We start from the raw sequence: 22,023 nt of genomic DNA, 5'->3' as shown, positions 1-22,023 counted from the left end.
GGACCCCTCGGGGATCCGGCTACTCACAGGAAGCTAGCAGAAACGTGAGCCTGCAAGGTCTCGTTTTCGACACCTTGTGTTCACTCAATGCCTGCAAGTCATTCATGTGTGGCGACTGCGCACGGGCGCGCCAGGTGGGGCATTCACTGCCCGTTCACTCCAGGTAAACGCTGTGTTACTTCTTCCGAATGGCCTAGGAGCGGATCCGGCTTCTGCCACACCATGGCAGTCATGGTGACCCAAGGGGGGGACGCTCCGGACGGTAGAAGCACCGTCCGGATAGGCGCGCTGATCATGATGGCGCGATCGCTGATCACAACGATGGAAGGCACGCTCGAACAGCTCCAGAGCGAGCTGGCCCGGTTCGGTCAGGACGGAACACCGACGGACACCCGGCTCGACGCGCTGCGCGAGGAGAACGAGCAACTCCGCGGGGCCATCGCCGCGCGCGGAGTCATCGAGCAGGCCAAGGGCATCGTCATGGCCGAGGCCCGCTGCGATCCCGAGGCGGCGTTCTGTCTACTGGTGGACCGCTCCCGCAGCGAGCGGCGCAAGGTCAGGGACATCGCCCAGGACATCGTCTCGGCAGCCGCACTGCACGAGGCGGAGGGCTCGGTTGCCCGGATCTACCCGAAGCGCGGTGATGTGGCGCAATGAAAATGCAGTTCTGGAGGGGCTCTCGCAGCTGGGCGTCGTTGTCAGAGTGGTCGTGCATGATCGGTGCGTCGGATCTTCTGCGGGAATGAGGGTAGGTCCATGCCGATGACCAACCAGCGGGCAGCAGGGCACTGGTGCACTTGATCCCGCGTCTGCGCAGGTGGACCCGGTGCCCACGGGAGCCGTGGGCTCTGTCGGCGCGGACCCGGTTCGGCCCGGTGCGTGGCCGGCCCGGACCGGTGCGTGGCACCCGGATGCGTTCCAGGACCGGTTGACATTGCGGGCTGTCGTGCCACTGGCCAGCGGTGACCAGCAGCGCCAGGGGTCTCTGCCCCTGCTCGACGGCCAGGTGCAGCTTGGTGGTCAAGCCCGCCGAGCGAGCGCCCGAGACCGTGGTCGTCCGGCGCGGTGGAGACACTTCCGGTCGAAGGACACGTTAACAAGATCAAGATTCTCAATCGTGCCATGTTCGGCCGGGCCTCGTTTCGGCTCCTCCGGATCCGGATCCTCACCCGGCCATGACCTAAAGCTGGTACCAGTCGTCCCCGGCGGTCCGCAGGGAGCGGCCGAACCGGGGAGGCTGGCTTGTCGGTGCTCGGACCTAGCATGCGGAGCATGACACGATATATCGACGAGGATCTGCACGGTGCGGAGTTCCGCGAGTGCGATCTGACCGGGGCACGCCTCATCGGCGTCGTCATGCAGGATGCCGTGATCGACGGGCTCGTCACCAACCTCGTGGTGAACGGTGTCGAGGTCACCGAGTACGTTGATGCAGAGCTCGACCGGCGTCATCCAGTGCGGGTGCTAATCCGCTCCGAGGACCCTGGCGATCTGCGTGAGGCATCGCGTCAGCTCCATGCCGGCTGGGCCGCCACGATCGAGCGAATCCGCCGTACGCCCGGCATCGAGCGCCGCAGCGTGAACGACGAGTGGTCGGCGGTGCAGACGATGCGCCACCTGGTCTTCGTCCACGACTCGTGGTTCCGCCGCTGCTGCCTGGGCTCGGCAGAGCTGTTCACACCGATGGGCATCGGGACGACCGTCGAGCCCTACCGTGGAACGCACGGGCTTGACCTCTCGCTCGATCCGGCCCTCGACGAGATCGTGCGCGTGCGTGACGCGCAGGCCGCCGAGCTCGAGGCCTGGCTCGACGAGGTCACCGCCGTGCAGCTCGCAGCGCGAGCGCCGGTGCCCGACGACGATGTCTGGCCGCCGTACGCCCGGGGCCGCTTGGTGCGGCAGTGCCTCGGCACGGTGCTCAACGAGACCTTCGAGCACCACGGCTTCTGCGTTCGCGACCTCGACCTGATCGAGGCTCAGGACGCCGAGTAGGGCCGACTACGGACAACTACACCCGCAACTCCGCGGTGATCACCGCGTTGTCGTTGCCGACGGCAAACCGCTCACCGGCCTCCCTCCTCAGCTGCTCTCCCCCGCTGCACGGCCCGCGCTCTCTTCCCGGCCCGCACGCGCTGGGCGCGGCGGCGGGCGGCACCGGTCGCGCCGGGGCCTGGACGCCGAAGCACTCCTCGACCCCGCCGGACAGGACCCCCTCGCCGCCCTGGTCGACCGTTTCCCTCAACTGCAGTAGGCGTTGTCGGGAGCCTCCACCGCGGTCCCGTTGGCGTAGAGCCAGTCCGTTCCCCTGGCGGTGCCGTCCCAGTCGGACGGGCTCGTGCACCCGTTGGGGGTCGAAGTGAGCGTCGCGAAGGCCCACCACTGGTCCGGCTTGGCGTTGTGAATCTCGAAGCCGGGCGAAGGGACGTCCTTGTCCGCCGTGCTATCGGTGGTGGACGGGAAGACAGGGCCCCAGTAGTGCGACCCGGTGCCAACCTGCACCCAGGTCCCGGGGAACCGTGCCTGGAAGTCGCCCGACCACTGGAAGTGGGCACGCGCATTGACCACGCCGCCACCGCAGACCTGGTACTGCTGCTCGACCTGGCCGGCGTAGTAGCCGAATCCGTACAGGTTGCCCGGTGAGCCGACGTTGTTCCACGGGGCGCCGCAGTCGGCCATGGGGCGAACGCTGGCGTTGGCGGCGGGTGCTGCGATGCCGACGCCGCACAGTGCAGCGGCGGTCGCAGCGATGGCAATGTACTTCCGAGTCCGCATGGTTCCTCCTGTGCATAGCGGTTCTGATTTCGGTGAGAACATGCAGCCGGGGCGGGCAGTGGGCATCCACTCCAGCGGATGCCCTTCTCGTCCCGGCGGTGGGCGGGATCGCGGCGCTCCTCCTGCCGCACCGCGTGGTCGTTCACGGCCCCTGCTCCCTCAGTTCGAGCAGCGCGCGGTTCACGAAGCGGGCGCCGGCGCGGACCAGGGGGCGAGACGGGAGACGGTGATCACGTCCTGGAGTGATGCCCCAGACCTGACCGGCCGCCTCGCCCCGCCTCGCCCCCTGGGACAGCTCGCCGATCGTCCAGCGGTGCCCGTTCCGTCAGCTGCCTGCCGCCTGTCGCTCGCCCCAGCGGGGCGAAGCTCCGACCTGCGGGTCAGCCGGGGAACATGCTCCAGAGCTGGTTGTTGCTGGAGTCCGAGGACCACAGGCGCTGGTACTGCGCGTCCATGTCGAGGTAGAAGCGGTCGTTGGCCCAGCTGTTGGCCGCGTCGCCGCCCAGGTTCGCGACCCGCTGGTAGTAGTTGGTGCGCGGGGTGAACCGCCACCGCTGCTGGTAGGCCTGGTTGCACCCCCACGACTGCACCTGCGCGCCGCCGGTCAGGTTGTTGGCGTCCGCGTCCAGGCATTCCCCGGTGGCCACGTTCACCAGTTCGTACCAGCTGCCGGGCTGACCGGCGCTGCCGATCGGGTAGAAGGTCCACCGGTCGTGGTTGTCGTTCGAGCACTTCTGGACATAGGTGCGGGCGCCGTTCCCGCCGGCCCCCCACAGGCACATGGGGGTCTTGCTCCCACCGGTCCAACCGGAGTTCTGGATCTTGAAGGTGCCCAGGGAGTCATCGGCACGAGCACTCGCCGGCACGGCCACGAGCGCCGCGAGCGCACCGAGCGTGACGGCGGTGGTGGCAAGGAAACGCTTCTTCGGATGCTTGAGTCGCAAGGAGATCCTCCTGGGAATCATCTGACCGCGGGCGGTCGGCCCCGGCCCTGCTGAACAAGAACCATCCTTGCCAGAAGGCCCGCCGCACTCCATGACGCCCACTTGGCGTTCGCATGGCGTTCGGGCCCGCCGCAGAACTGCCCGGAGGAAACAGCGCGGCGCTCCGCAGCTGCCGCAGTCGGCCCTGCGGAGAGAACCGCTTCCGTCTGAACCCAGGACCCCGCGACGTCGCTCTCGCTCCCCACGTCAGGGCCTGTACGGTGACCGGCTCCGTGCCGTAATCGGTGCTGACGGGACAGAGCCGTTCGCCAGGACTGACTCGTCCCTGCCTCCAACGCCGCGTGATGTGGATCGGTTCACCATTGCATCTCAATCGCCTATCGATAGTGGCGAAAGTAGCGTTCGGGTCGGGCCTCGTCAACAGTTCGGTCGGCCGGACCTGCCGCCACAGACACGTCAGCGCCCCGTCGGCTCCTGCCTGCGGGGCGCTGACGTGCTTCTATGCGGTCAGTGCTCCGGGATCATTCCGTCGTCCCCGCGGGCGTGGGCGGCGAACTGGGTCCCCGCTCGGTCCGCGTCCGCGGATTTGAGAGCAGCCAGCAGATTGGCGTGATCCTCGGCCATGGTGATCCAGTCGCCGGTGAACAGCGGGTCGGAGACGACGCGCAGGGCGCGCAGGTTGGGCTCCATCACCGCCCACAGCTTGGGCAGGAAGGGGTTTCCGCTGACTTCGCAGACGGTGCGGTGGAAGGTGATGTCGGCGTCCCGGAAGCGCCCGACGTCGTTCCTCCGTGCCGCCTGCCGCATGGCCTCCACCTGCAGCTCCAGCGCCTCGAAGGCGGTCGGGGACGGCTGCGCGGCGACGGTGCGGGCCGCCAGTTCCTCGATCGCCACACGGACGGCGCGGGCGTGGTGGGCGTCCTCCTGCGACACCACCGCCACGAAGCTGCCGCGGCGCGGGACGTGGTCGGCCAGGCCCTCGTGCACCAAGCGCCGGACCGCCTCGCGTACCGGGGCCTGGCTGACGCCGAGTTGGCGGGCGATCTCGGACTCAACCAGCCGGGCGCCGGGTTCGAGCGTGCCGTCGATGATCAGGCCGCGCACCCGGCTGTACACCTGATCGGACAGCAGGACCCGCGTCAGCGGCTGTCCGATGGCGTCTGGCATGAAGCCTCCTTGTATGGACCACTTCGCATCTTATCGATGCTCGCCTCGATTTTGTTACTGGCTCTTGACATCCAGGTGACGAGGATCATCATATGTCCTATCGATACCCGCGAATCGAGTTGAGGTAGCCACATGAGACGCAATAGATCCGTCAGCATTACCGCAGGTACGCCCTCTGCCCGTCAGGAAGGACTCGTGGACCGACCCACCCGGACGGTGAAGGTCGCCGTCGCCGCAGGGCTCGCCGCATCCCTCTGCGCCCTGGCCGGGTGCTCGTCCTCGTCCTCGACGACCGCTTCGAGCGGTGGTGCGCTGACCGGTAACGTCCGGATGCTGGCCAACATCACGCCGGTGCTGACCAAGGCGTACTACCAGGGGCTGGTCGCTCCGTTCGTCAAGAGCCACCCGGGCGTCACGGTCACCATCGAGTCGCCCTCCGGCACGGACGTGCAGTCCACGCTGCAGCAGGAGCTGGTCTCGGGATCGGCCCCGGACATCGTCGCGAGCGCCCTCGACCAGGTGGTCGCCCCGCAGATGACGGACTTCCCGGACGCTGCCTGGGTGACCTCGACCCCGCTGTCGGACGCCAACAAGGTGGACGGCAAGATCTGGCAGGTCTCCACGGGGCTGCAGACCAAGTCGCTCGTCTATTACAACGAGACCGCGTTCCAGAAGGCCGGCATCACCACGGTGCCGAAGTCGCTGGCCGACTTCACCACGGACCTGGGCAAGCTGCAGGCGGCCGGGTACGTCGGGTTGCAGACGGCGGGCGAGTGGGTCACCGGAGCGCAGTTCGGGATGATGGCCGACCCGGCCATGCAAGGCCCGGACCCGACCTGGGGCGCCGAGCGCAACGCCAAGAAGGTCACGTTCGCACAGAGCGCGTACGCGACCTATCTGAAGGCCTACGCGGGGTGGATCGCGAGCGGGGCGGTTCCCAAGAACTCGGTGGGTGAGAAGTACCAGGACTCGATCGACAACTTCCTCGCCGGCAAGTCGGGCATGTATGTCATGGCCAGTTGGCTGACCGCGAGCGTCGATTCGGCGAAGAACCTGCCGTTCAAGGTGGGGGTGTTCCCGACGCCGACGGTCGACGGCTCCGCGCCGAAGCAGGTCAGCGGTACGGCTCAGCCGTACTCGATCCTCAAGTCCTCCAAGCACCAGGCCCTTGACCTGGCGCTGGTGCAGTACCTGGTGAGCGACAAGGCCGCGGTCACCACCTCGCTCGAGTCGGAGGGCAACTCCCGGCCGGGGTACAGCTACCCGGGCACCGCGCTCGATGCGGCGGTGGGGAACATCGTCAACGCCGCCCCCGGTGCGGTCACCGGCATCTCCGGGAGCCCCGGGGTGAATGCCGGCTTCGGTAATGAGCTGAACACGGTGGTGCAGTCGCTTTACACGGGTCAGTCCGCTGATCAGGCTGCTGCGAAGCTCGATGCCTGGTGGGACGCCAATGCCGGGCAGTAGCACGGTCAGTAGTGTCGCGCCGGCCGCCCGTGGGGCGGCCGGCCCTCGCCCGGGTTCCGGTCGGGCCCGGGCGCGGGCGCGGCGTCGTGAGACGGCGGCCGATATTGCGATGATGGCGCCGCCGTTGGTCTTGGTGGTGTGTCTGATCGTGGTGCCGATCGTGATCGCGGTGTACCTCAGTTTCACCGACTGGAACGGGTTCACCACGCCGTTGCATCTGGTCGGGTTCCGCAACTACGTCCGCATCATCCATGATCCGGCGGTCGCGCATGCGGCGTTTGTGACGTTGCTGGTGACTGTGGTGGGTACGGTGGCGTGCAATGTGCTGGGGCTGGGGGTGGCGCTGCTGCTGAACCGCAACACCCGGCTCAACGCGGTGCTGCGGGTGCTGGTCTTCTACCCGTATGTGGTGGGGGCGGTGATCCTGGGCTTCCTGTGGTCCTCGATCCTGGGCACCAGCGGCGCGGTCAACGCGCTGCTGGGGGCCAAGCACGCGCTGCCGTTCCTGTCCAACCCGACCTGGGCGCTGGCGACGGTGATCTGCGTGATCGTCTGGTCCAGCTTCGGCGTCAACGTGGTGCTGTACCTGGCCGGGCTGCAGACCGTGCCGGACAGTGTGCTGGAGGCGGCCAGGATCGACGGCGCCTCGGCGTGGCAGACCTTCTGGCGCGTCAAACTCCCCATGCTCGCCCCGACCGTGACCGTGAACGTGGTCCTGGTCGTCATCGGCCTGCTGCGGGTCTACGAGCTGATCCTGGCCCTGACCCGCGGCGGCCCCGCAGGAGAGACCCAGAGCTTCGTGTACAACATCCTCACCTCCTCCATCGACAACACCCAACTCGGCTACGGAGCAGCCCAGTCGGTCGTCCTGATGATCGTGATCGTCGCCGTGACCGTGGGTATCACCGCGGCCCGCCGGCGCAGCGAGCAGGCGGTGGCCGCATGAGGGCGCGTCGCCTGGGCCGGGTGTTGACCGCGGCTGTGCTGGTGCTGGTGATGGTCGGTCCGTTGTATGTGATGGTGGCCAATGCGTTCAAGTCGCAGCACGACATCCTGACCGAGCCCTTCGGCTGGCCCTCCGGGGGGTTCTCACTCAAGTACCTCGGTGATGCGCTGACCTCACCGGACTTCAACGTCGTGGCCGCCTACGGTGTGACGCTGCTGTTCGTGGTGGCGGTGAACGTGCTGAACCTGCTGGTGGTGGGCCCCGCCTCGTACGCCATCGGGCGCGGGATGCGCCGGTACCACCGGGTGGTGATGCTGGTGCTGCTGGCCGGGCTGTTCATCCCGGGCCAGACCCTGGTCATCCCGGTGGTCTTCGTCCTCAAGGCGCTGGGCCTGATCGGCACCATGCCGGGCTTCCTGCTGTTCGAGACGACGTTGACCGTGCCCACCACGGTGTTCCTGTTCACCGCGTTCGTGCAGACCATCCCCCGGGAGCTGGACGAGGCCGCCCGGATCGACGGCGCCAGCCGCTACGGCACCTTCTGGCGCGTCATCTTCCCGCTGATGCGCCCGGTGGTCGCGACCGCGATGGTGCTCAACTCGATCGGGGTGTGGACCGACTTCGTCAACCCGCAGTTCATCCTCGGCCCCCAGTCCGGCATCTACACCGTCACCACCGGCGTCTACGCGGCCATCAGCCGCCTGTCCACGAACTACACCGTGGTGTACCCCAACATGCTGCTCGCCACCGCACCGGTGATCGTGTTCTACGTCTTCATGCAACGGCGCATCATCGGCGGCCTGACCGCAGGAGCAATCAAATGATGTGGGCAAAAGACGATTCACCTGACGGCCTGTCACCCACCCGGATCGAGGCCACCGTCCCGCTGCGGGAGACCCCGCTGTGGGCGGTCCTTGAACGACGCCTGTTCTCCGTCCTGGACACGGCGTGGCGTGAGTTCGAGGCCACCTACTGCGGCCCGGACGGGCGCCTGGTCTACCAGGGGCGGATGCATCACCGGGACGGGGTCGACGACTTCTACGAGCCCTTCTTCAACTGGCCGGTGCTCTACCGCCTCGGCGGCGCCGACGACCTGCTCGCCTCGGCCAAGCAGCACTGGGCCGGGGTGACCGCGCAGCTGACCGAGTTCGGGTTCGTGCGCGAGGAGTACGAGGTCGGCTACGACTGGTTCCACCAGGGCGAGTCCCTCAACTTCTTCTACGCCCTGTGCGCCGCCGACCCGGACGACCCCGCCTTCCGCGAACGGGCGCTGCGGTTCGCCCGCCTGTACGCGGATCCGGCCCACGGCAACTACGACCCCGCCGCGCGGATCATCACCGCCCCGCACACCGGATCAGGCGGCCCACGCCCCGGGCTCGGCACCGAATGGATCGACTACAGCGCGACCCAGGCCGTGATGAAGCCCTACGGGCTGCCGCTGGACGACCTGCCCGGCATCACCGCATGGGACGACCTGCTCCCCGCAGAGAACGCCCGGCGGATGGGCGACGCCATGCAGGCCCGGCTCGGCCGGGGCGACACGGCGGTCAACCTCGCCGCCACCTCCCTGGTCACCAACGCCTGGCTCTACGACCACGACCCGCAGTTCGCGGACTGGGTGGTGGACTATGTCGGCGCGTGGCGCGAACGCGCGGCGGCCAACGGCGGGCTGCTCCCGGACAACGTCGGCCCCTCCGGGACCGTCGGCGAACTCCACCACGGGCACTGGTACGGCGGGCACTACGGCTGGGCCTGGCCGCACGGACTGCACTCGGTCCAGGCCGCCGCCATGATCGCCGCCGTCAACGAGACCCTGGTCACCGGCACCACCACCGGACTCGACCTCGCCCGGGTGCCCCTGGACACCGTGATCGCCCACAGCGTGGTACGCACCGACGCCGCCACCACCGGCAGCATGGGCTGGGGCTGGGCCCAGAAGATGAACATCGCCCCCGACGTGCCGGTCCAACTCGTGCCCTACCGGCACGGTGCGGGCGGCTGGTTCGACCTGCACCCGGTCCCACTGATCTACCCGGTCTGGCTCTGGTGGCTCACCTCCGCCGCCGGCGACCGGGAACGACTGGAAGCGCTGGAGCAGGACGCCGGCTTCGACTGGCGCCAGACCAAGTGGTTCCAGGACAAGGAGGAACAGGGACATGAAGCCCCCTGGGTGTCGTTCCTGCTCGGCCGCAACCCCGGCTACCCCGAAGACGCCCTCACCCTCGCCCTCGCCCAGGTGGCCAAGCGCCTGGCGCTGATGCGGGCCACCCCCTACGGGCCGCCGGACGACGACATCCACTGGTGGCAGCGCCTGAACCCCGTCGTCACCGAGGTCCTCACCCACCTGCTCACCGGCGCCCCACCCGCCCTCTACAACGGCGGACTCGCCCTGGCCCGGGTCACCTACGGCGACGCACTACGCCACCGCCCCGGCCTACCCGACAACGTGGCCGCACTGGTCCGCGAAGCCGACGCCGACGGCCTGCGCCTCGACCTGGTCAACCTCGACCCGGACACCCGCCGCGAGGTCGTGGTCCAAGCCGGCGCATTCGGCGAGGACCGCATCGACCACGTCGTCTACGACCAAGCGGGCGCGGACTACCCCGGCGACTCCCACGACTACCTCATCCCCGACCCGGGAGCAGAGCCCGCGAGTACCCCGGTCGGATCGCACCGGCTGGTGGTCTCCCTTCCTCCGCTGCACCGCATCTCGCTGCGGCTCGAGGTCACCCGGCGCGCCCAGACACCGGCCCACCGCAGCTTCACCCACACCGCACCCCGGAGCGACACCTGATGGATACCCAGAACCCGATGCCGACGGTGAACCCGATGTCGACGGTGTGGCCGCTGCCGGTGCGGGGCGCACCCTTCACCCGCGCGGACGCGGACCTCGTCCGCCGCATGGACGCGATCAGCGCCGCGACGGCCTGCGCGAAACTGCACGGCATGGGCGTCACCCGCACCGCCGTCCAGGGACCCACCGCCCTGGACACCGGCAGCCGCATCGTCGGCTCCGCCCTGACCCTGCAGTTCATGCCGCAACGCGAGGACGTCGCCAGCGGCCTGGGCCAGGAGTACGTCGAACGCGACACCGCACTGTGGGCCGTCCTGGAAACCGTCCAACCCGGCGACGTCCTGGTCGTCCAGGCCTGGGGCAGCCCCTTCACCGGCTGCTTCGGCGACATGCTCGTACGCTACTTCAAACGCCGCGGCGGCGCCGGAATCGTCATCGACGGCCGCATCCGCGACGCCGCCCGAGTCCGCCAACTCGGCGTCCCGATCTGGTGCACCGGCACCACCCCCCACTACGCCTCCCAGACCGACCTCTTCCCCTGGGCCTACGACGTCCCCGTCGCCACCGGCGGCGTCCTCTGCCTACCCGGCGACATCGTCGTCGCCGACGACGACGGCGCCGTGATCGTACCCGCCGCCAAAGCACCCGAACTCGTCCAGGACGCCGAAGACCACGAAGACTGGGAATCCTTCAGCCGCATGCGCCTCGAACAAGGCGCCCGCCTCTCCGACTACTACCCCCTCAGCCCCAACAGCCGCGCCGAATACGAACACTGGCGCGACAACCAGGTAAAGCAGCCCGCCCAGTGATCAACAGCCACATCCACCTACTACTCAGCCACGCCCGGCACAAATCGGGAGACCGCATATGACAGAGCATCAGTCCCTTGGTACCAAGCGGGCGCTGGTCGTCCGCGGCGGGTGGGACGGCCACTCGCCGGTCGCCGCCAGCGACCGCTACGCGGCTGCGCTCAAGGAGGACGGCTACGAGGTGACGGTCAGCGACAGCCTGGACAGCTACCTCGACGAGGGGCTGTTGGCCGCCAGCGACCTGATCGTGCAGTGCTGGACGATGGGGCAGATCACCGGCGAGCAGCTCACCGGCCTTTCCCGCGCCGTACGCGCCGGAACCGGCTTCGCCGGCTGGCACGGGGGCATCATCGACTCCTTCCGAGACGAGACCGGCTACCAGTTGATGACGGGCGGCCAGTTCGTCCATCACCCGAGCGAGTTCGTCACCTACCAGGTGCGCCCGCTGCCCGAGCGCGCCGATCACCCGGTACTGGCCGGGATCGGGCCGTTCACCGTCACCACCGAGCAGTACTACCTGCACATGGACCCGGCGGTGGACGTCCTCGCCGTCACGGACTATGAGCAGGACCCCGACAATCCGGAACTCGCGGGCAACGTGATGCCCGTCACCTGGACCCGGCGCTGGGGCGCGGGCCGGGTCTTCGTCACAGCGATCGGGCACACCCTCACCGACCTCGAGGTGCCCGAGGTGGACTCGATGATCAGGAAGGGCATGGCATGGGCGACACGGTGAATGACCGTCAGATCCTGCGCGTGGGCGTGGTGGGCGCAGGGCACATCAGCGGGGCGTACCTGGGAACCTTCCTCCGGCTGGAGAACCTGCGGGTGACCGCGATCGCCGATATGGACCCGGCCCGCGCGGCCGCGGCAGCGAAGGAGGTCCCGGGCGCGCGCGCCCTCACCCCGGACGAGCTCTACGCGGCCGAGGACGTCGACCTCGTCCTCAACCTGACCATCCCCGCAGCGCACGCCGAGGTCGCGCACGCCGCGATCTCCGCCGGCAAGCACGTCTACGGTGAGAAGCCGCTGGCGGCCACCGCCGCAGAGGCCCGCGCTCTGCTGGAGGCGGCCGACAGGGCCGGCGTCCGGGTGGGCTGCGCCCCCGACACCGTCTTGGGCACCGGGGTGCAGACCGCGCGCACGGTCCTGGACTCAGGGGAGATCGGCACGCCCGTGTCGGCGACCGCCTTCATGCTATCCCCCGGTCACGAAGGCTGGCACCCGGCACCGGAGTTCTACTACCAGCGGGGAGGCGGCCCGCTGCTGGACATGGGCCCGTACTACCTCACGGCCCTGGTCACCCTGCTCGGTCCGGTGCGCCGGGTGGTCGGCATGTCCGCGACCCCCCGCGCCACCCGGATCATCGGCAGCGGACCACGCGCCGGCACCGAGTTCCCGGTGGAGGTGGCCACCCACGTCACGGGTGTGCTGGAGCACGAGGGCGGGGCGCTGTCCACACTGATCATGAGCTTCGACGCGTGGGCCGGCCTGGTGCCGCGAACGCATATCGAGGTGCACGGGACGGGGGGCTCGCTGTCCCTACCGGACCCCAACGGCTTCGACGGCGAGGTGCAGCTGTTCCGTGCCGAGGCCAAGGAGTGGGAGCCGGTCCCGGAGCGCGGCGGATACCCGGGCGCCTCCCGCGGCTTCGGGGTCGCCGACCTGGCGCGCGCGCTCGCCGACGGCGGCCCGCACCGCGCGGACGGCCAACTGGCCTACCACGTCCTGGACGTCATGGAGTCGCTGCTCGCCGCCGCCGGAAGCGGCGAGTCGGTGACCGTCGCCAGCACCTGCGAACGCCCGGCGGCGGTCCCCGCCGGCGCCCGGCCGGAGGAGCAGTGACTGCCGGCGCGGAGGGCCGCGGCAGCACGACCACCGAACCGAAGGACGCTCAGCGACCGCCCCTGCGCGTCGGCATGGTCGGATACGCCTTCATGGGCGCCGCGCACTCGCAGGCGTGGCGCAACGCGGCCCGGTTCTTCGACCTACCGCTGCGCCCGGAGCTCACAGTGCTCTGCGGCAGGTCGGAGGATGCGGTACGGGCAGCCGCCGACACCCATGGCTGGTCCGACTGGGAGACGGACTGGAGGCGGCTGGTCGCCCGCGACGACATCGACGTCGTGGACATCTGCACCCCGGGCGACAGTCATGCGGAGATCGCCCTGGCGGCACTGGCCGCGGGCAAGCACGTGCTGTGCGAGAAGCCGCTCGCCAACACCACCGAAGAGGCCCGGGTCATGACGGCGGCCGCCGACGAGGCCTCCCGGAGCGGGCAGCGGTCCATGGTGGGTTTCAACTACCGGCGCGTCCCCGCCCTGGCTCTCGCCCGGCAGCTGATCGCGGACGGTCGGCTGGGCACCGTGCACCAGGTACGCGCCCAGTACCTGCAGGACTGGATCGTCGACCCCGCCTTCCCGCTGGTGTGGCGGCTGCAGGCGGAGCGGGCCGGATCCGGCGCCCTCGGCGACCTGGCTGCGCACAGCATCGACCTGGCCCAGTACCTGACCGGCCAACACATCGTAGGCGTCAGCGGCCTGCTGGAGACCATCGTGCCCGAGCGACCGCTGCCGGAGGCGTCCAGCGGCCTGTCCGCCTCGGGCGGCACCGGACGGGGCGCGGTCACCGTGGACGACGCGGCCCTGTTCACCGCACGGTTCGAGGGCGGTGCGATCGGCGTCTTCGAGGCCACCCGGTTCGCCACCGGGCACAAGAACGCGATGCGGATCGAGGTCAGCGGCTCACAGGGCAGCCTCGCCTTCGACTGCGAGTCCCTCAACGAGCTCTCCTTCCACGACCGCGGCGAGGATCCGCAGACAGCGGGCTTCCGCCGGATCCTGGTCACCGAGCCGACCCACCCCTACATGTCCGCCTGGTGGCCGCCCGGCCACCTCATCGGCTACGAGCACAGCTTCACCCACCAGGTGAAGGACTTCGTCGAGGCGATCGCGACGGGCGCCGAGCCGAGGCCGTCGTTCGCCGACGGCCTCCAGGTGCAGCGGGTGCTCGCCGCCGTCACCGACAGCGCCGCGGCCGACAGCGTCTGGACGGCCGTCTCCGACTGCGACTGAGCCGGCCGCTACGGTCCCCCTCCCTGCGCCCCTCCCCCGCGCCTGTCCCGCCGTGCTCCGGTCCCGCCACACCGCCGTCCGACCACACCACCGTCCACCCGCAAGGGAAGGCAGGGCAACCATGTCCCGACCCGTCACCCTCTTCACCGGCCAGTGGGCCGATCTCCCGCTCGAAGAAGTCTGCCGCCTGGCCTCCGACTGGGGCTACGACGGCCTCGAACTCGCCTGCTGGGGCGACCACTTCGACGTTCAGCGGGCCCTGACCGACGACACCTACCTGCCGTCCCTGCGCGCCACCCTGGACCGGTACGGCCTGAAGGTCTGGACCGTCTCCTGCCATCTGACCAGCCAGGCCGTCTGCGACCACCCGATCGACGAGCGCCACCGCGGCATCCTGCCCGATCGCATCTGGGGCGACGGCGAACCGGAGGGTGTGCGGCGCCGGGCCGCCGAGGAGATCAAGGACACCGCGCGCGCCGCCGCCGCGCTCGGCGTCGACACCGTGGTCGGCTTCACCGGCTCGTCCATCTGGCACACCGTCGCGATGTTCCCTCCGGTACCACCGGAGATGATCGAGCGCGGATTCGCCGACTTCGCCGAGCGCTGGAACCCGATCCTGGACGTCTTCGACGAGGTCGGAGTCCGGTACGCACACGAGGTCCACCCCAGCGAGATCGCGTACGACTACTGGACCACCCAGCGCGCGCTCGAGGCGATCGGCCACCGGCCCGCCTTCGGGCTCAACTTCGACCCGAGCCACTTCGTCTGGCAGGACCTCGACCCGGTGGGCTTCCTCTACGACTTCCGGGACCGCATCTACCACGTCGACTGCAAGGAGTCCGTCAAGCAGCTCAACGGACGCAACGGACGCCTGGGGTCGCACCTGCCCTGGGGCGATCCGCGGCGCGGCTGGGACTTCGTCTCCACCGGCCACGGAAACGTGCCGTGGGAGGCGTGCTTCCGGATGCTCAACTCCATCGGCTACGAAGGGCCGATCTCCGTCGAATGGGAGGACGCGGGCATGGACCGCCTGGTCGGCGCCCCCGCCGCGCTCGCGCTCGTCCGCGAACTGACCCGGATCGAACCCCCGGCCGCCTCCTTCGACGCCGCCTTCCGCCAGTCCTCCTGAGCTCGGAACACCATCGACGGCGTCCGCACGGCCATCTGAACGGAGCCGGGCGATCCGAAGGCCGCCTGACGACGACTGATCTCGTTTCCGCCGCCTGCTGCGTCACTTCCTTCCCACCCCAGGAGAATCCAGTGTTCCCAAGAACCACGCTGCGGCGTGCCGTCGCGGCGACGATCACCGCAGGTCTGGCCGCAGCCCTGACCATCGCAGCCGGCCCCACGACGACCGCGCACGCGACCACGCACGCGGCCACGCTCAGCACCGCCTGGCACAACGGGGCGTTCTCACAGAACGTGGCCGGCGTCGTCGGCCGCTCCGACATCGTGATAGGCCGGGCCAACACCGCCGACACCCAGTACCTGCCGCTCGGCAACGGCACCCTCGGCGTCGCCGCATGGGCCGCCGACGGATTCACCGCCCAGCTCAACCGCAGCGACACCATGCCCGACCGCAAGTCCCCCGGCCAGGTCCAGATCCCCGGGCTGGCCGCGATGACCACAGCTCCGGACTTCAAGGCCACCCTGGACGTCTACGACGGAGTGCTGAACGAGTCCGGCGGCGGAATGACCGCGAAGGTCTGGGTCGCCTCGAACAAGGACGAGCTGGTCGTCGACGTGACCGGCGCCGATCCGGCCACGGCGCAGACCGCGACGGTCCACCTGTGGTCCGGACGCACTCCCACCGCGGCGGCGTCCGGTGGAATCGGCACCCTCGCCGAGACCTGGGTCGACAACACCGAACTGGGCAGTTCCGGCAAGACCTTCGGCTCCCTCGCCGCGATCACCGCCGGCGGCCGGGACGTGGCCGCCACGGTAGTCGACCCGACCTCGGTGCAGGTCAGTTTCAAACCCCACAAGGACGGTTCGTTCCGGGTCGTGGTCGGCGCCCCGCACTGGACCGGCGGCAACGCCGCCACCACCGCGTCACGGCTGCTCCGCCCGGACGCCACCACCCCGGGGGCGTCGCTGCTCAAGGCCCAGGCCAGGCACTGGAATTCGTACTGGAACGGCACCGGCCTGATGGAGATCTCCTCCGCCGACGGCTCGGGCGAGTACCTGGAGAACCTGCGCACGCTCTACCTGTACGCCGAGGCAGCCTCCATGGGCGGCGAGTACGGCGGCAGCCAGGCCGGTGTGGCCGACATGTTCAACTTCGACCAGGACCACCAGGACTGGTACCCGGCGGGCTTCTGGCTGTGGAACCTGCGCGCCGAGATCGCGACGAACATGAGCTCAGGGAACTTCGCGGAGAACCTCCCGACCTTCGACATGTACCTCAAGGACCTGCCCGCCATCAAGTCGTGGACCACCGCCCAGATGGGCGGCAAACCCGGCGCGTGCGTCCCGGAGACGATGCGCTTCAACGGCAACGGCTGGTACGCCGGCGGCACCGGCAACGCCTCCTGCAGCCTGGCCGCGTCCCCCAACTACAACGCCGAGACCATCACCTCGGGCGCCGAGATCGCACTGTGGGTCTGGCAGCAGTACCAGGACACCAAGAGCCTGCCCTTCCTGCAGAAGTACTACCCGCTGATGGAGCAGTCCGCCACCTTCCTGCTGGCCTACCAGAGCGTCGGCGCGGACGGCTACCTGCACGCCACCGCCAACGCCCACGAGACCCAGTGGAACGTCACCGACCCCACCACCGACCTGGCCGCCGACGCCGCACTGTTCCCGGCCACCATCGCCGCGGCCAAACTGCTGCACACGGACCCCGACCTGGTCACGCAGCTCAAGAAGGCGCAGACCGAGATCGAGCCCTACGCCCGCACCGACGCGGCGACGCACACCCAGTTGCTCACCGCTGCGGACGACGCCGCCGGAACCGATGTCATCTCCGACTCCTACCAGCCCGCCGCTCCCCTGAACAACGGCGAGAACATCGGCCTGGAGCCGGTCTGGCCCTACGGACTGATCGGTGACGACTCGCCACTGACCGCGCTGGCCGACCGGACCTACACCAGCCGCCCCAACAACGGCGGCGACTGGAGCATGGACTCCGTCGACGCGGCCCGCCTCGGCCTGGCCGACCAGGTCCAGACGGACCTGGTCAGCATCACCGAGCGCTACCAGGCCTACATGGCCGGCACATCGAGCGCGTTCGGCGGCGCTCCGGGAGACGAGCCCTACCTGGAGCAGTCGGCAACCGTCGGCACCGCCCTGAACGAGGCCCTGGCCACCGACTACGACGGCACCCTGCGCTTCGCCCCGGCCTGGCCGAAGGACTGGAACGTCTCCGGCACCGTGTACGTGCAGAACGGCTCCAAGGTCGACGTGCAGGTCCAGAACGGCACCCTCACCACCGCCGCGCTGATCGTCGGCAGGACCGACACCATGACCGTCCGCAACCCCTGGGCCGGACAGTCCGGCCACGCCGCCAAGGTCGTCAACGGCTCCACCGGGGCCCTGGTGCTGCGGCCCACCACGGCGACCACCTTCAACCTGCCGGTCAAGGCCGGCACGTCCTACCTGATCGAGGACACCGCCGCACCCACCACCTCCTACCAGTTCGCCCAGGTCACCGGCACCGCGGCGACCACCGCCAAGCACCTGGGACCGGTCCAGATCGGCATCGACCCGCCGGTCCGCGCCCCCTCCCTGGCCGCCGGCTTCGACAACGTCGGGATCACCGCGGACGACAACACCGCCCCGGGCAACTACGACGGCAGCCAGGCCAGTTACTCGCAAACCGCGCTCACCGACGCCGGAGCGGCACCGGGCGCGACGGTGTCCTCCTCGGGCATCAACTTCACCATGCCCGACGTGGCGGCGGGCACCCCCGACAACACGGTCGCCAACGGCCAGATCATCACCTTCAGCGGTTCCGGCTCCACGCTCGGCTTCCTCATCTCGGGCGACTACGGCTCGGCCACCGGGACCGGCACCCTCAACTACACCGACGGCACCACCCAGAGCTACACCCTCACCGCACCCGACTGGTTCTCCACCGATCCCCCGGCCGGCGGCGCGGTGGCCGTCAACTCGACCTACCAGAACCGCCCCGGCAACACCAGCTACCAGCACACCGCCGACATCTTCTCCGCCACCGTCCCCGTCGACCCTGCCAAGACCCTCGCCTCCGTCACCCTCCCCGCCGTCGGCGCCCTCGCCGCAGGCAACCCCGTCCTCCACGTCTGGGCCCTCGCCCTGAACTGACCGCACACCGCACACGCCGCACCGCACACCGCACGGCCGGACGGGACTTACCCGTCCGGCCGTGCATCGCGCTGCGGCGCTCGCCCAACCGGCGGGGAGGCCGCAGCGGTGGTTCAGGGGGTGAACCCGGAGAAGGTGGCCTGGGTGGTCTGGCCGCTCTGGAAGGCGGAGGCGAACAAGCCGACGTCCTCGGTGCTGGTGGCGCCGGTCAGGGTCACGGTGGCGACCGTGGTCCAGGCCTGGTCGTCGGTGGAGTAGGAGCCGGTGAGGCTGTTGCCGTTGCGCACCAGCCTGAGCCACACGGGGGCGGTGACCTGGGCGGCGCTGGACTGGACGCTGTCCAGGTAGCCGGAGCTGTCGCCGTCCCAGAGCATCGACACCCCGTGACCGGGCGTCAGCGCCAGGGCGGCGTACCCGAGGGAGCCGGGCGACCCGGTCATGTTGTCGCGGATCATCAGCCCGGCCATCGCCCACGGGTTCGTATTGGTCTGGCCGGTGACCCGTACCATGGTGGTGTGCGCGGTCCCGGCCGCGCCGGGCTGGTAGAGGGCCGCGTACTGGTCGGTGTCCTGGCCGCTGGACTTCCAGGGGCCCGCGCCCGAGGCGTCGATCTCGTCGGTGGCCGTCCCCTGCAGCACGGTCGCGGTGGTGGAGGCGTAGGCCTGCAGGGGCGCCGTGGTGACGCTGAAACCGGCGAACGCGGTGTGGCTGGTGACGCCCGAGGCGAACGAGGTGGCGAACATCCCGGCGTCCTCGGTGCTGGCGGCTCCGGTCAGGGTGGCCGAGCCGACGGTGGTCCAGGTCGACTCGTCCTCGGAGTACGCGCCGGTGACGGTGTTGCCGTTGCGGGTGAGCCGGAGCCAGACCGGTGCGGTGACGGTCGCGGCGCTGCTCTGCACCTGGTCGAGGTACCCGCTGGCGTCGCTGTCGTTGAACAGCGAGACGCCGTGTCCGGGGGTGACGGCCAGTGCCGCGTAGCCCTGGGAGCCGGGCGAGCCGGCGATGCTGTCACGGATCATCACGCCTGCCATGGCCCACGGGTTGGTGTCCGACTGGGCCGTGACCTGGACGGTCGTGGTGCTCTGGGTTCCGGCCGCGGCCGGCTGGTACAGCGCGCCGTACTGGTCGGTCATCTGACAGCAGGACTTCCACGGTCCGGCGCCGGCGGCGTCGATCGTGTAGGGCGCGGGGTTCTCGGTGGTGTTGGGGTCGGTGTTCTGGAGGATCGTGGCCTGGGTACTGGCGAAGGGCAGCAGGTGCGGGCCGGTGACGGAGAATCCGGAGAACGTGGCGTGGCCGCGGGTGCCGGCCGCACCGGAGCTCGCGTACATGCCGATGTCCTCACTGGCCTGGGCCCCGCTGAGGGTCGCGGTTCCCACGGTGTGCCAGGTCGTGCCATCGGTGGAGTAGGCGCCGGTCACGGAGTTGCCGTTGCGGGTCACCCGCAGCCACTGCGGTGCGGTGGTGGTGCCGGCGTTGAGCGCCTGGTCGAGGCCGCCGTTGCTGTCGCTGTCCCAGCGCAGGCTGACGCCGGTGGTGGTGGCGGCGAGCGTGGCGTATCCGTGTGCGGTGCCCGCGCCGGGGACGGAGTCACGGACCATCAGTCCGGCCTGGGAGCCGGTCGCGGTGGCGGCGAGGGCGGACACCTGCACGGTCGCCGTCGAGCTGGTTCCGAACGCGGCCGGGGCGTAGATCGCGCCGTACTGGTCGGTGCCCTGCCAGACGTCCGTGCCGGCCGCGTCGATGGTGTAGGTGCCGGTGTCCTGGTCGAAGCCGGCGTCTCCGGTGGCGTAGGTCTTGAACGGGGCGGTCACGCCCGCCAGGTCGGCGTAGGCGGGTTCCAGTCCCGCGTTGTTCTCGATCCGCAGGGCCGGGATGCCGGTCACGTCGTTGACGGTGCCCGTCGTGGCGACGCAACTGCCGCCGTTCATCAGACCGCCGGTGATGTACGTGGTGCTGATGGTCATGGTGTTGCAGGGGTCCCACGAGTTGCGGTTGTTGAACGTCGGGATGCTGTAGTTGCTGGCGACGTTGTCGCTCAGCGCCCAGTCGCTGCTGCCCTGGTCGAGGTACATCGCGAAGGTCGAGGTGCTGTTCGGATCGGTCAGGTAGTTTCCGGACATCACCGCTCCCGGCTGCGGTCCGAGGCTGTACAGGCCGCCGCCGTCCGAGCGGGTGTGGTTGGTGTCGCTGATGTAGTTGTCGACCACCTGGAGGCCCGCGTCGATCGTCGGCAGGGTGTCCGTCGAGCCCCAGCCCCAGCCGGTGGAGACACCGCTGTAGTCGAGGTTCTCGATGCTGTTGTGAGCGATGGTCAGGTTGCTGGTGTAGCCGGACCAGATGCCGACCCCGCCCTGGTACTCGTCGGCGGCGGCGTTGATGTAGTTGTCGTTGACCGTGTCGTCGGAGTCGATCAGGGCCGCGTCGGACTGGTTCGGGTTCGCGACGGAACCGACCTGGATGCCGTTGCCGCCGATGTCGGTGAACGTGTTGCCGGTGATCTGCGAGTGCTGGGTGCCGCCGTCGTAACTCACCCCTGCGGTGCCCAGGTTGGTGAAGGTGTCACCGGTGAGCGCGACCTGGCGTCCCGCGTGCACCTGCACGGCCGCGGGCATGGTGACGTTGCACGCCCCGAACGGCAGGCCGTCGTGGCTGGAGCCGGAACCCCCGCCGATGAAGCTGTCCGGGCTGAACTCGGTGGCGCAGGAGGCGTCCGGGAACATCACGTCGGCCTGGATCTCGGGGAACCCGTAGCCGGTGTCCACCTTGGGCCAGGTGGTGTCGTCGAAGGTGAGGCCCGAGAACGTCACACCGGTGACCGGTGCCGCCTCGGTCCCGTTCAGTGAGACCAGGGTCGCCACGGAGCCCGCCTCGACGTCGGCCGAGGCCAGGGCGACGCCGGTCGGCGGGACCAGCCACACCTGCCCGGTGGAGCTGTTGAACGCCCACTGGTCGGGGCCGTTGAGGAAGCTGGGGTTGTTCTCCACCGCGCTCGGCAGGCCGAGGCTGATGTAGCCGGAGGAGCGGGCGATGCTGTAGCAGGGCTGGTCCATCGTGATCGTGGTGCTCGACGTGGTGCCGGTGATGGTCGAGACGCCGCACACGTCGTGGACCCAGTTGCCGGGGAAGAGCTCGAACTGGAGGTCGTCGGGGTCGCTCAGCGACTGCAGGGTGTTGCCGGGAACGGTGTATCCGGTCGAGGTCTGCGAGGTGCCGGAGGGCAGTGTCCCGTCCTGGGCCAGCGGTACCCGGCGGCCGTTGATCCACAGGTCGCGGGTGGTCACCCCGGCCGGCAGGTGGGTGGTCCAGATGTTCTTCGTGGCGTCGGACTGCGTCCAGCCGGTGAGCTGCGATCCGCCGGTGATCACCGGGGTCTGGCCGGGTGCGGCCTGCCAGGTGATGCTGTGCCCGTTGGTGGCGGAGTCGGCGCCGGTGAACGCCCAGGTGGAGGTCAGCGGGTAGGTGCCGCCGGCGAGTTGCACGTCGATGTCGCCGGTCATGCTGCCGTCGAGCGAGCGGACCTGGGTCTGCGCGCCCTGGATCGAGCAGGGGGCGGCGCTGGTGCATGCGCTGCCGGATCCGCCCGGCGAGGCGTAGAGGGTGGTAGTGGTCGCGGCCTCGGCCGACGTGACCGGCAGCGTGCCGCCGACGGCACCGCCGAGGGTGAGGATCAAACTGAGAGCGGCGCCCGCGGCTGTGCGGGCCCGCCAGATGGTGCGTCTGTGCGCCATGGGTCTCCTCGAACCAGCGGGCGTGGTACTGCAACAAG

Annotated in this window: 17 protein-coding genes and 1 pseudogene; 12 read left to right on the top strand and 6 right to left on the bottom strand. The window is 69.6% G+C overall.

Annotated elements, in window-relative coordinates; translation table 11 throughout:
• Positions 1–231 precede the first annotated feature (231 nt).
• Complete coding sequence (locus ACEZDG_RS33130; RefSeq protein WP_380517138.1) at positions 232–657, top strand: ANTAR domain-containing response regulator; 426 nt, start codon at positions 232–234, stop codon at positions 655–657.
• Between the two features lie 133 nt (positions 658–790).
• On the opposite strand, the pseudogene ACEZDG_RS37895 reads toward ACEZDG_RS33130, so the two are convergent.
• A pseudogene (locus ACEZDG_RS37895) lies at positions 791–1,055 on the bottom strand (transposase); the annotation flags it as partial.
• A gap of 217 nt (positions 1,056–1,272) precedes the next feature.
• Here ACEZDG_RS37895 and ACEZDG_RS33120 point away from each other — a divergent pair.
• Entirely contained in the window at positions 1,273–1,992 is a 720-nt protein-coding gene (locus tag ACEZDG_RS33120; protein ID WP_380517131.1) for a DinB family protein, read from the top strand.
• Between the two features lie 16 nt (positions 1,993–2,008).
• Here the strand turns inward: ACEZDG_RS33120 and ACEZDG_RS33115 are convergent, their stop codons facing one another.
• From ACEZDG_RS33115 to ACEZDG_RS33100, 4 genes are all read right to left on the bottom strand, one after another.
• A complete protein-coding gene (locus tag ACEZDG_RS33115; protein WP_380517129.1) occupies positions 2,009–2,242 on the bottom strand; it encodes a hypothetical protein in 234 nt (77 codons plus the stop codon).
• Positions 2,239–2,772 carry a hypothetical protein gene (locus tag ACEZDG_RS33110; RefSeq protein WP_380517126.1) on the bottom strand — a complete coding sequence of 178 codons (534 nt, stop codon included), beginning with the start codon at positions 2,770–2,772 and terminating at the stop codon, positions 2,239–2,241. Before ACEZDG_RS33110 ends, ACEZDG_RS33115 begins: the two co-directional genes overlap by 4 nt.
• A gap of 380 nt (positions 2,773–3,152) precedes the next feature.
• Entirely contained in the window at positions 3,153–3,716 is a 564-nt protein-coding gene (locus ACEZDG_RS33105) for an RICIN domain-containing protein (RefSeq protein ID WP_380517124.1), read from the bottom strand.
• A 507-nt stretch (positions 3,717–4,223) separates the two neighbouring features.
• The gene (locus tag ACEZDG_RS33100) at positions 4,224–4,883 is read right to left on the bottom strand and encodes a GntR family transcriptional regulator (protein WP_380517121.1); all 660 of its coding nucleotides are present in this window, start codon (positions 4,881–4,883) and stop codon (positions 4,224–4,226) included.
• Between the two features lie 195 nt (positions 4,884–5,078).
• On the opposite strand from ACEZDG_RS33100, the gene ACEZDG_RS33095 reads away from it, so the two are divergent.
• The 10 genes from ACEZDG_RS33095 to ACEZDG_RS33050 all read left to right on the top strand — a co-directional run bounded on the left by ACEZDG_RS33095 (position 5,079) and on the right by ACEZDG_RS33050 (position 18,254).
• Positions 5,079–6,350: an ABC transporter substrate-binding protein gene (locus ACEZDG_RS33095; protein ID WP_380517118.1), complete on the top strand. Its 1,272-nt coding sequence runs from the start codon at positions 5,079–5,081 to the stop codon at positions 6,348–6,350.
• A 148-nt stretch (positions 6,351–6,498) separates the two neighbouring features.
• On the top strand, positions 6,499–7,296 hold the full coding sequence (locus tag ACEZDG_RS33090) for a carbohydrate ABC transporter permease (RefSeq protein ID WP_380517115.1): 798 nt from the start codon (positions 6,499–6,501) through the stop codon (positions 7,294–7,296).
• The gene (locus tag ACEZDG_RS33085) at positions 7,293–8,120 is read left to right on the top strand and encodes a carbohydrate ABC transporter permease (RefSeq protein WP_380517112.1); all 828 of its coding nucleotides are present in this window, start codon (positions 7,293–7,295) and stop codon (positions 8,118–8,120) included. Before ACEZDG_RS33090 ends, ACEZDG_RS33085 begins: the two co-directional genes overlap by 4 nt.
• Complete coding sequence (locus tag ACEZDG_RS33080) at positions 8,117–10,090, top strand: hypothetical protein (protein WP_380517109.1); 1,974 nt, start codon at positions 8,117–8,119, stop codon at positions 10,088–10,090. Before ACEZDG_RS33085 ends, ACEZDG_RS33080 begins: the two co-directional genes overlap by 4 nt.
• Entirely contained in the window at positions 10,090–10,899 is an 810-nt protein-coding gene (locus ACEZDG_RS33075) for an RraA family protein (RefSeq protein WP_380517106.1), read from the top strand. The genes ACEZDG_RS33080 and ACEZDG_RS33075 overlap by 1 nt, the downstream gene beginning before the upstream one ends.
• 58 nt (positions 10,900–10,957) lie before the next feature.
• Positions 10,958–11,635 carry a ThuA domain-containing protein gene (locus ACEZDG_RS33070; RefSeq protein WP_380517103.1) on the top strand — a complete coding sequence of 226 codons (678 nt, stop codon included), beginning with the start codon at positions 10,958–10,960 and terminating at the stop codon, positions 11,633–11,635.
• Complete coding sequence (locus tag ACEZDG_RS33065) at positions 11,620–12,744, top strand: Gfo/Idh/MocA family protein (protein ID WP_380517100.1); 1,125 nt, start codon at positions 11,620–11,622, stop codon at positions 12,742–12,744. The genes ACEZDG_RS33070 and ACEZDG_RS33065 overlap by 16 nt, the downstream gene beginning before the upstream one ends.
• Positions 12,745–12,818: 74 nt before the next feature.
• Positions 12,819–13,970 carry a Gfo/Idh/MocA family protein gene (locus ACEZDG_RS33060; protein WP_380517254.1) on the top strand — a complete coding sequence of 384 codons (1,152 nt, stop codon included), beginning with the start codon at positions 12,819–12,821 and terminating at the stop codon, positions 13,968–13,970.
• Between the two features lie 121 nt (positions 13,971–14,091).
• The gene (locus tag ACEZDG_RS33055) at positions 14,092–15,099 is read left to right on the top strand and encodes a sugar phosphate isomerase/epimerase family protein (protein ID WP_380517097.1); all 1,008 of its coding nucleotides are present in this window, start codon (positions 14,092–14,094) and stop codon (positions 15,097–15,099) included.
• A gap of 131 nt (positions 15,100–15,230) precedes the next feature.
• Positions 15,231–18,254, top strand: a complete 3,024-nt coding sequence (locus ACEZDG_RS33050) for a glycosyl hydrolase family 95 catalytic domain-containing protein (protein ID WP_380517094.1) — start codon at positions 15,231–15,233, stop codon at positions 18,252–18,254.
• Between the two features lie 113 nt (positions 18,255–18,367).
• On the opposite strand, the gene ACEZDG_RS33045 is transcribed toward ACEZDG_RS33050, so the two are convergent.
• The gene (locus ACEZDG_RS33045) at positions 18,368–21,985 is read right to left on the bottom strand and encodes a DUF1349 domain-containing protein (protein WP_380517091.1); all 3,618 of its coding nucleotides are present in this window, start codon (positions 21,983–21,985) and stop codon (positions 18,368–18,370) included.
• Positions 21,986–22,023: the final 38 nt, after the last annotated feature.

Origin of the sequence: Streptacidiphilus alkalitolerans (assembly GCF_042511045.1) — a bacterium.
GTDB lineage: Bacteria > Actinomycetota > Actinomycetes > Streptomycetales > Streptomycetaceae > Streptacidiphilus > Streptacidiphilus alkalitolerans.
The sequence above is the reverse complement of the archived record's forward strand: the minus strand, read 5'-3'. Positions and strand labels throughout refer to the sequence as shown.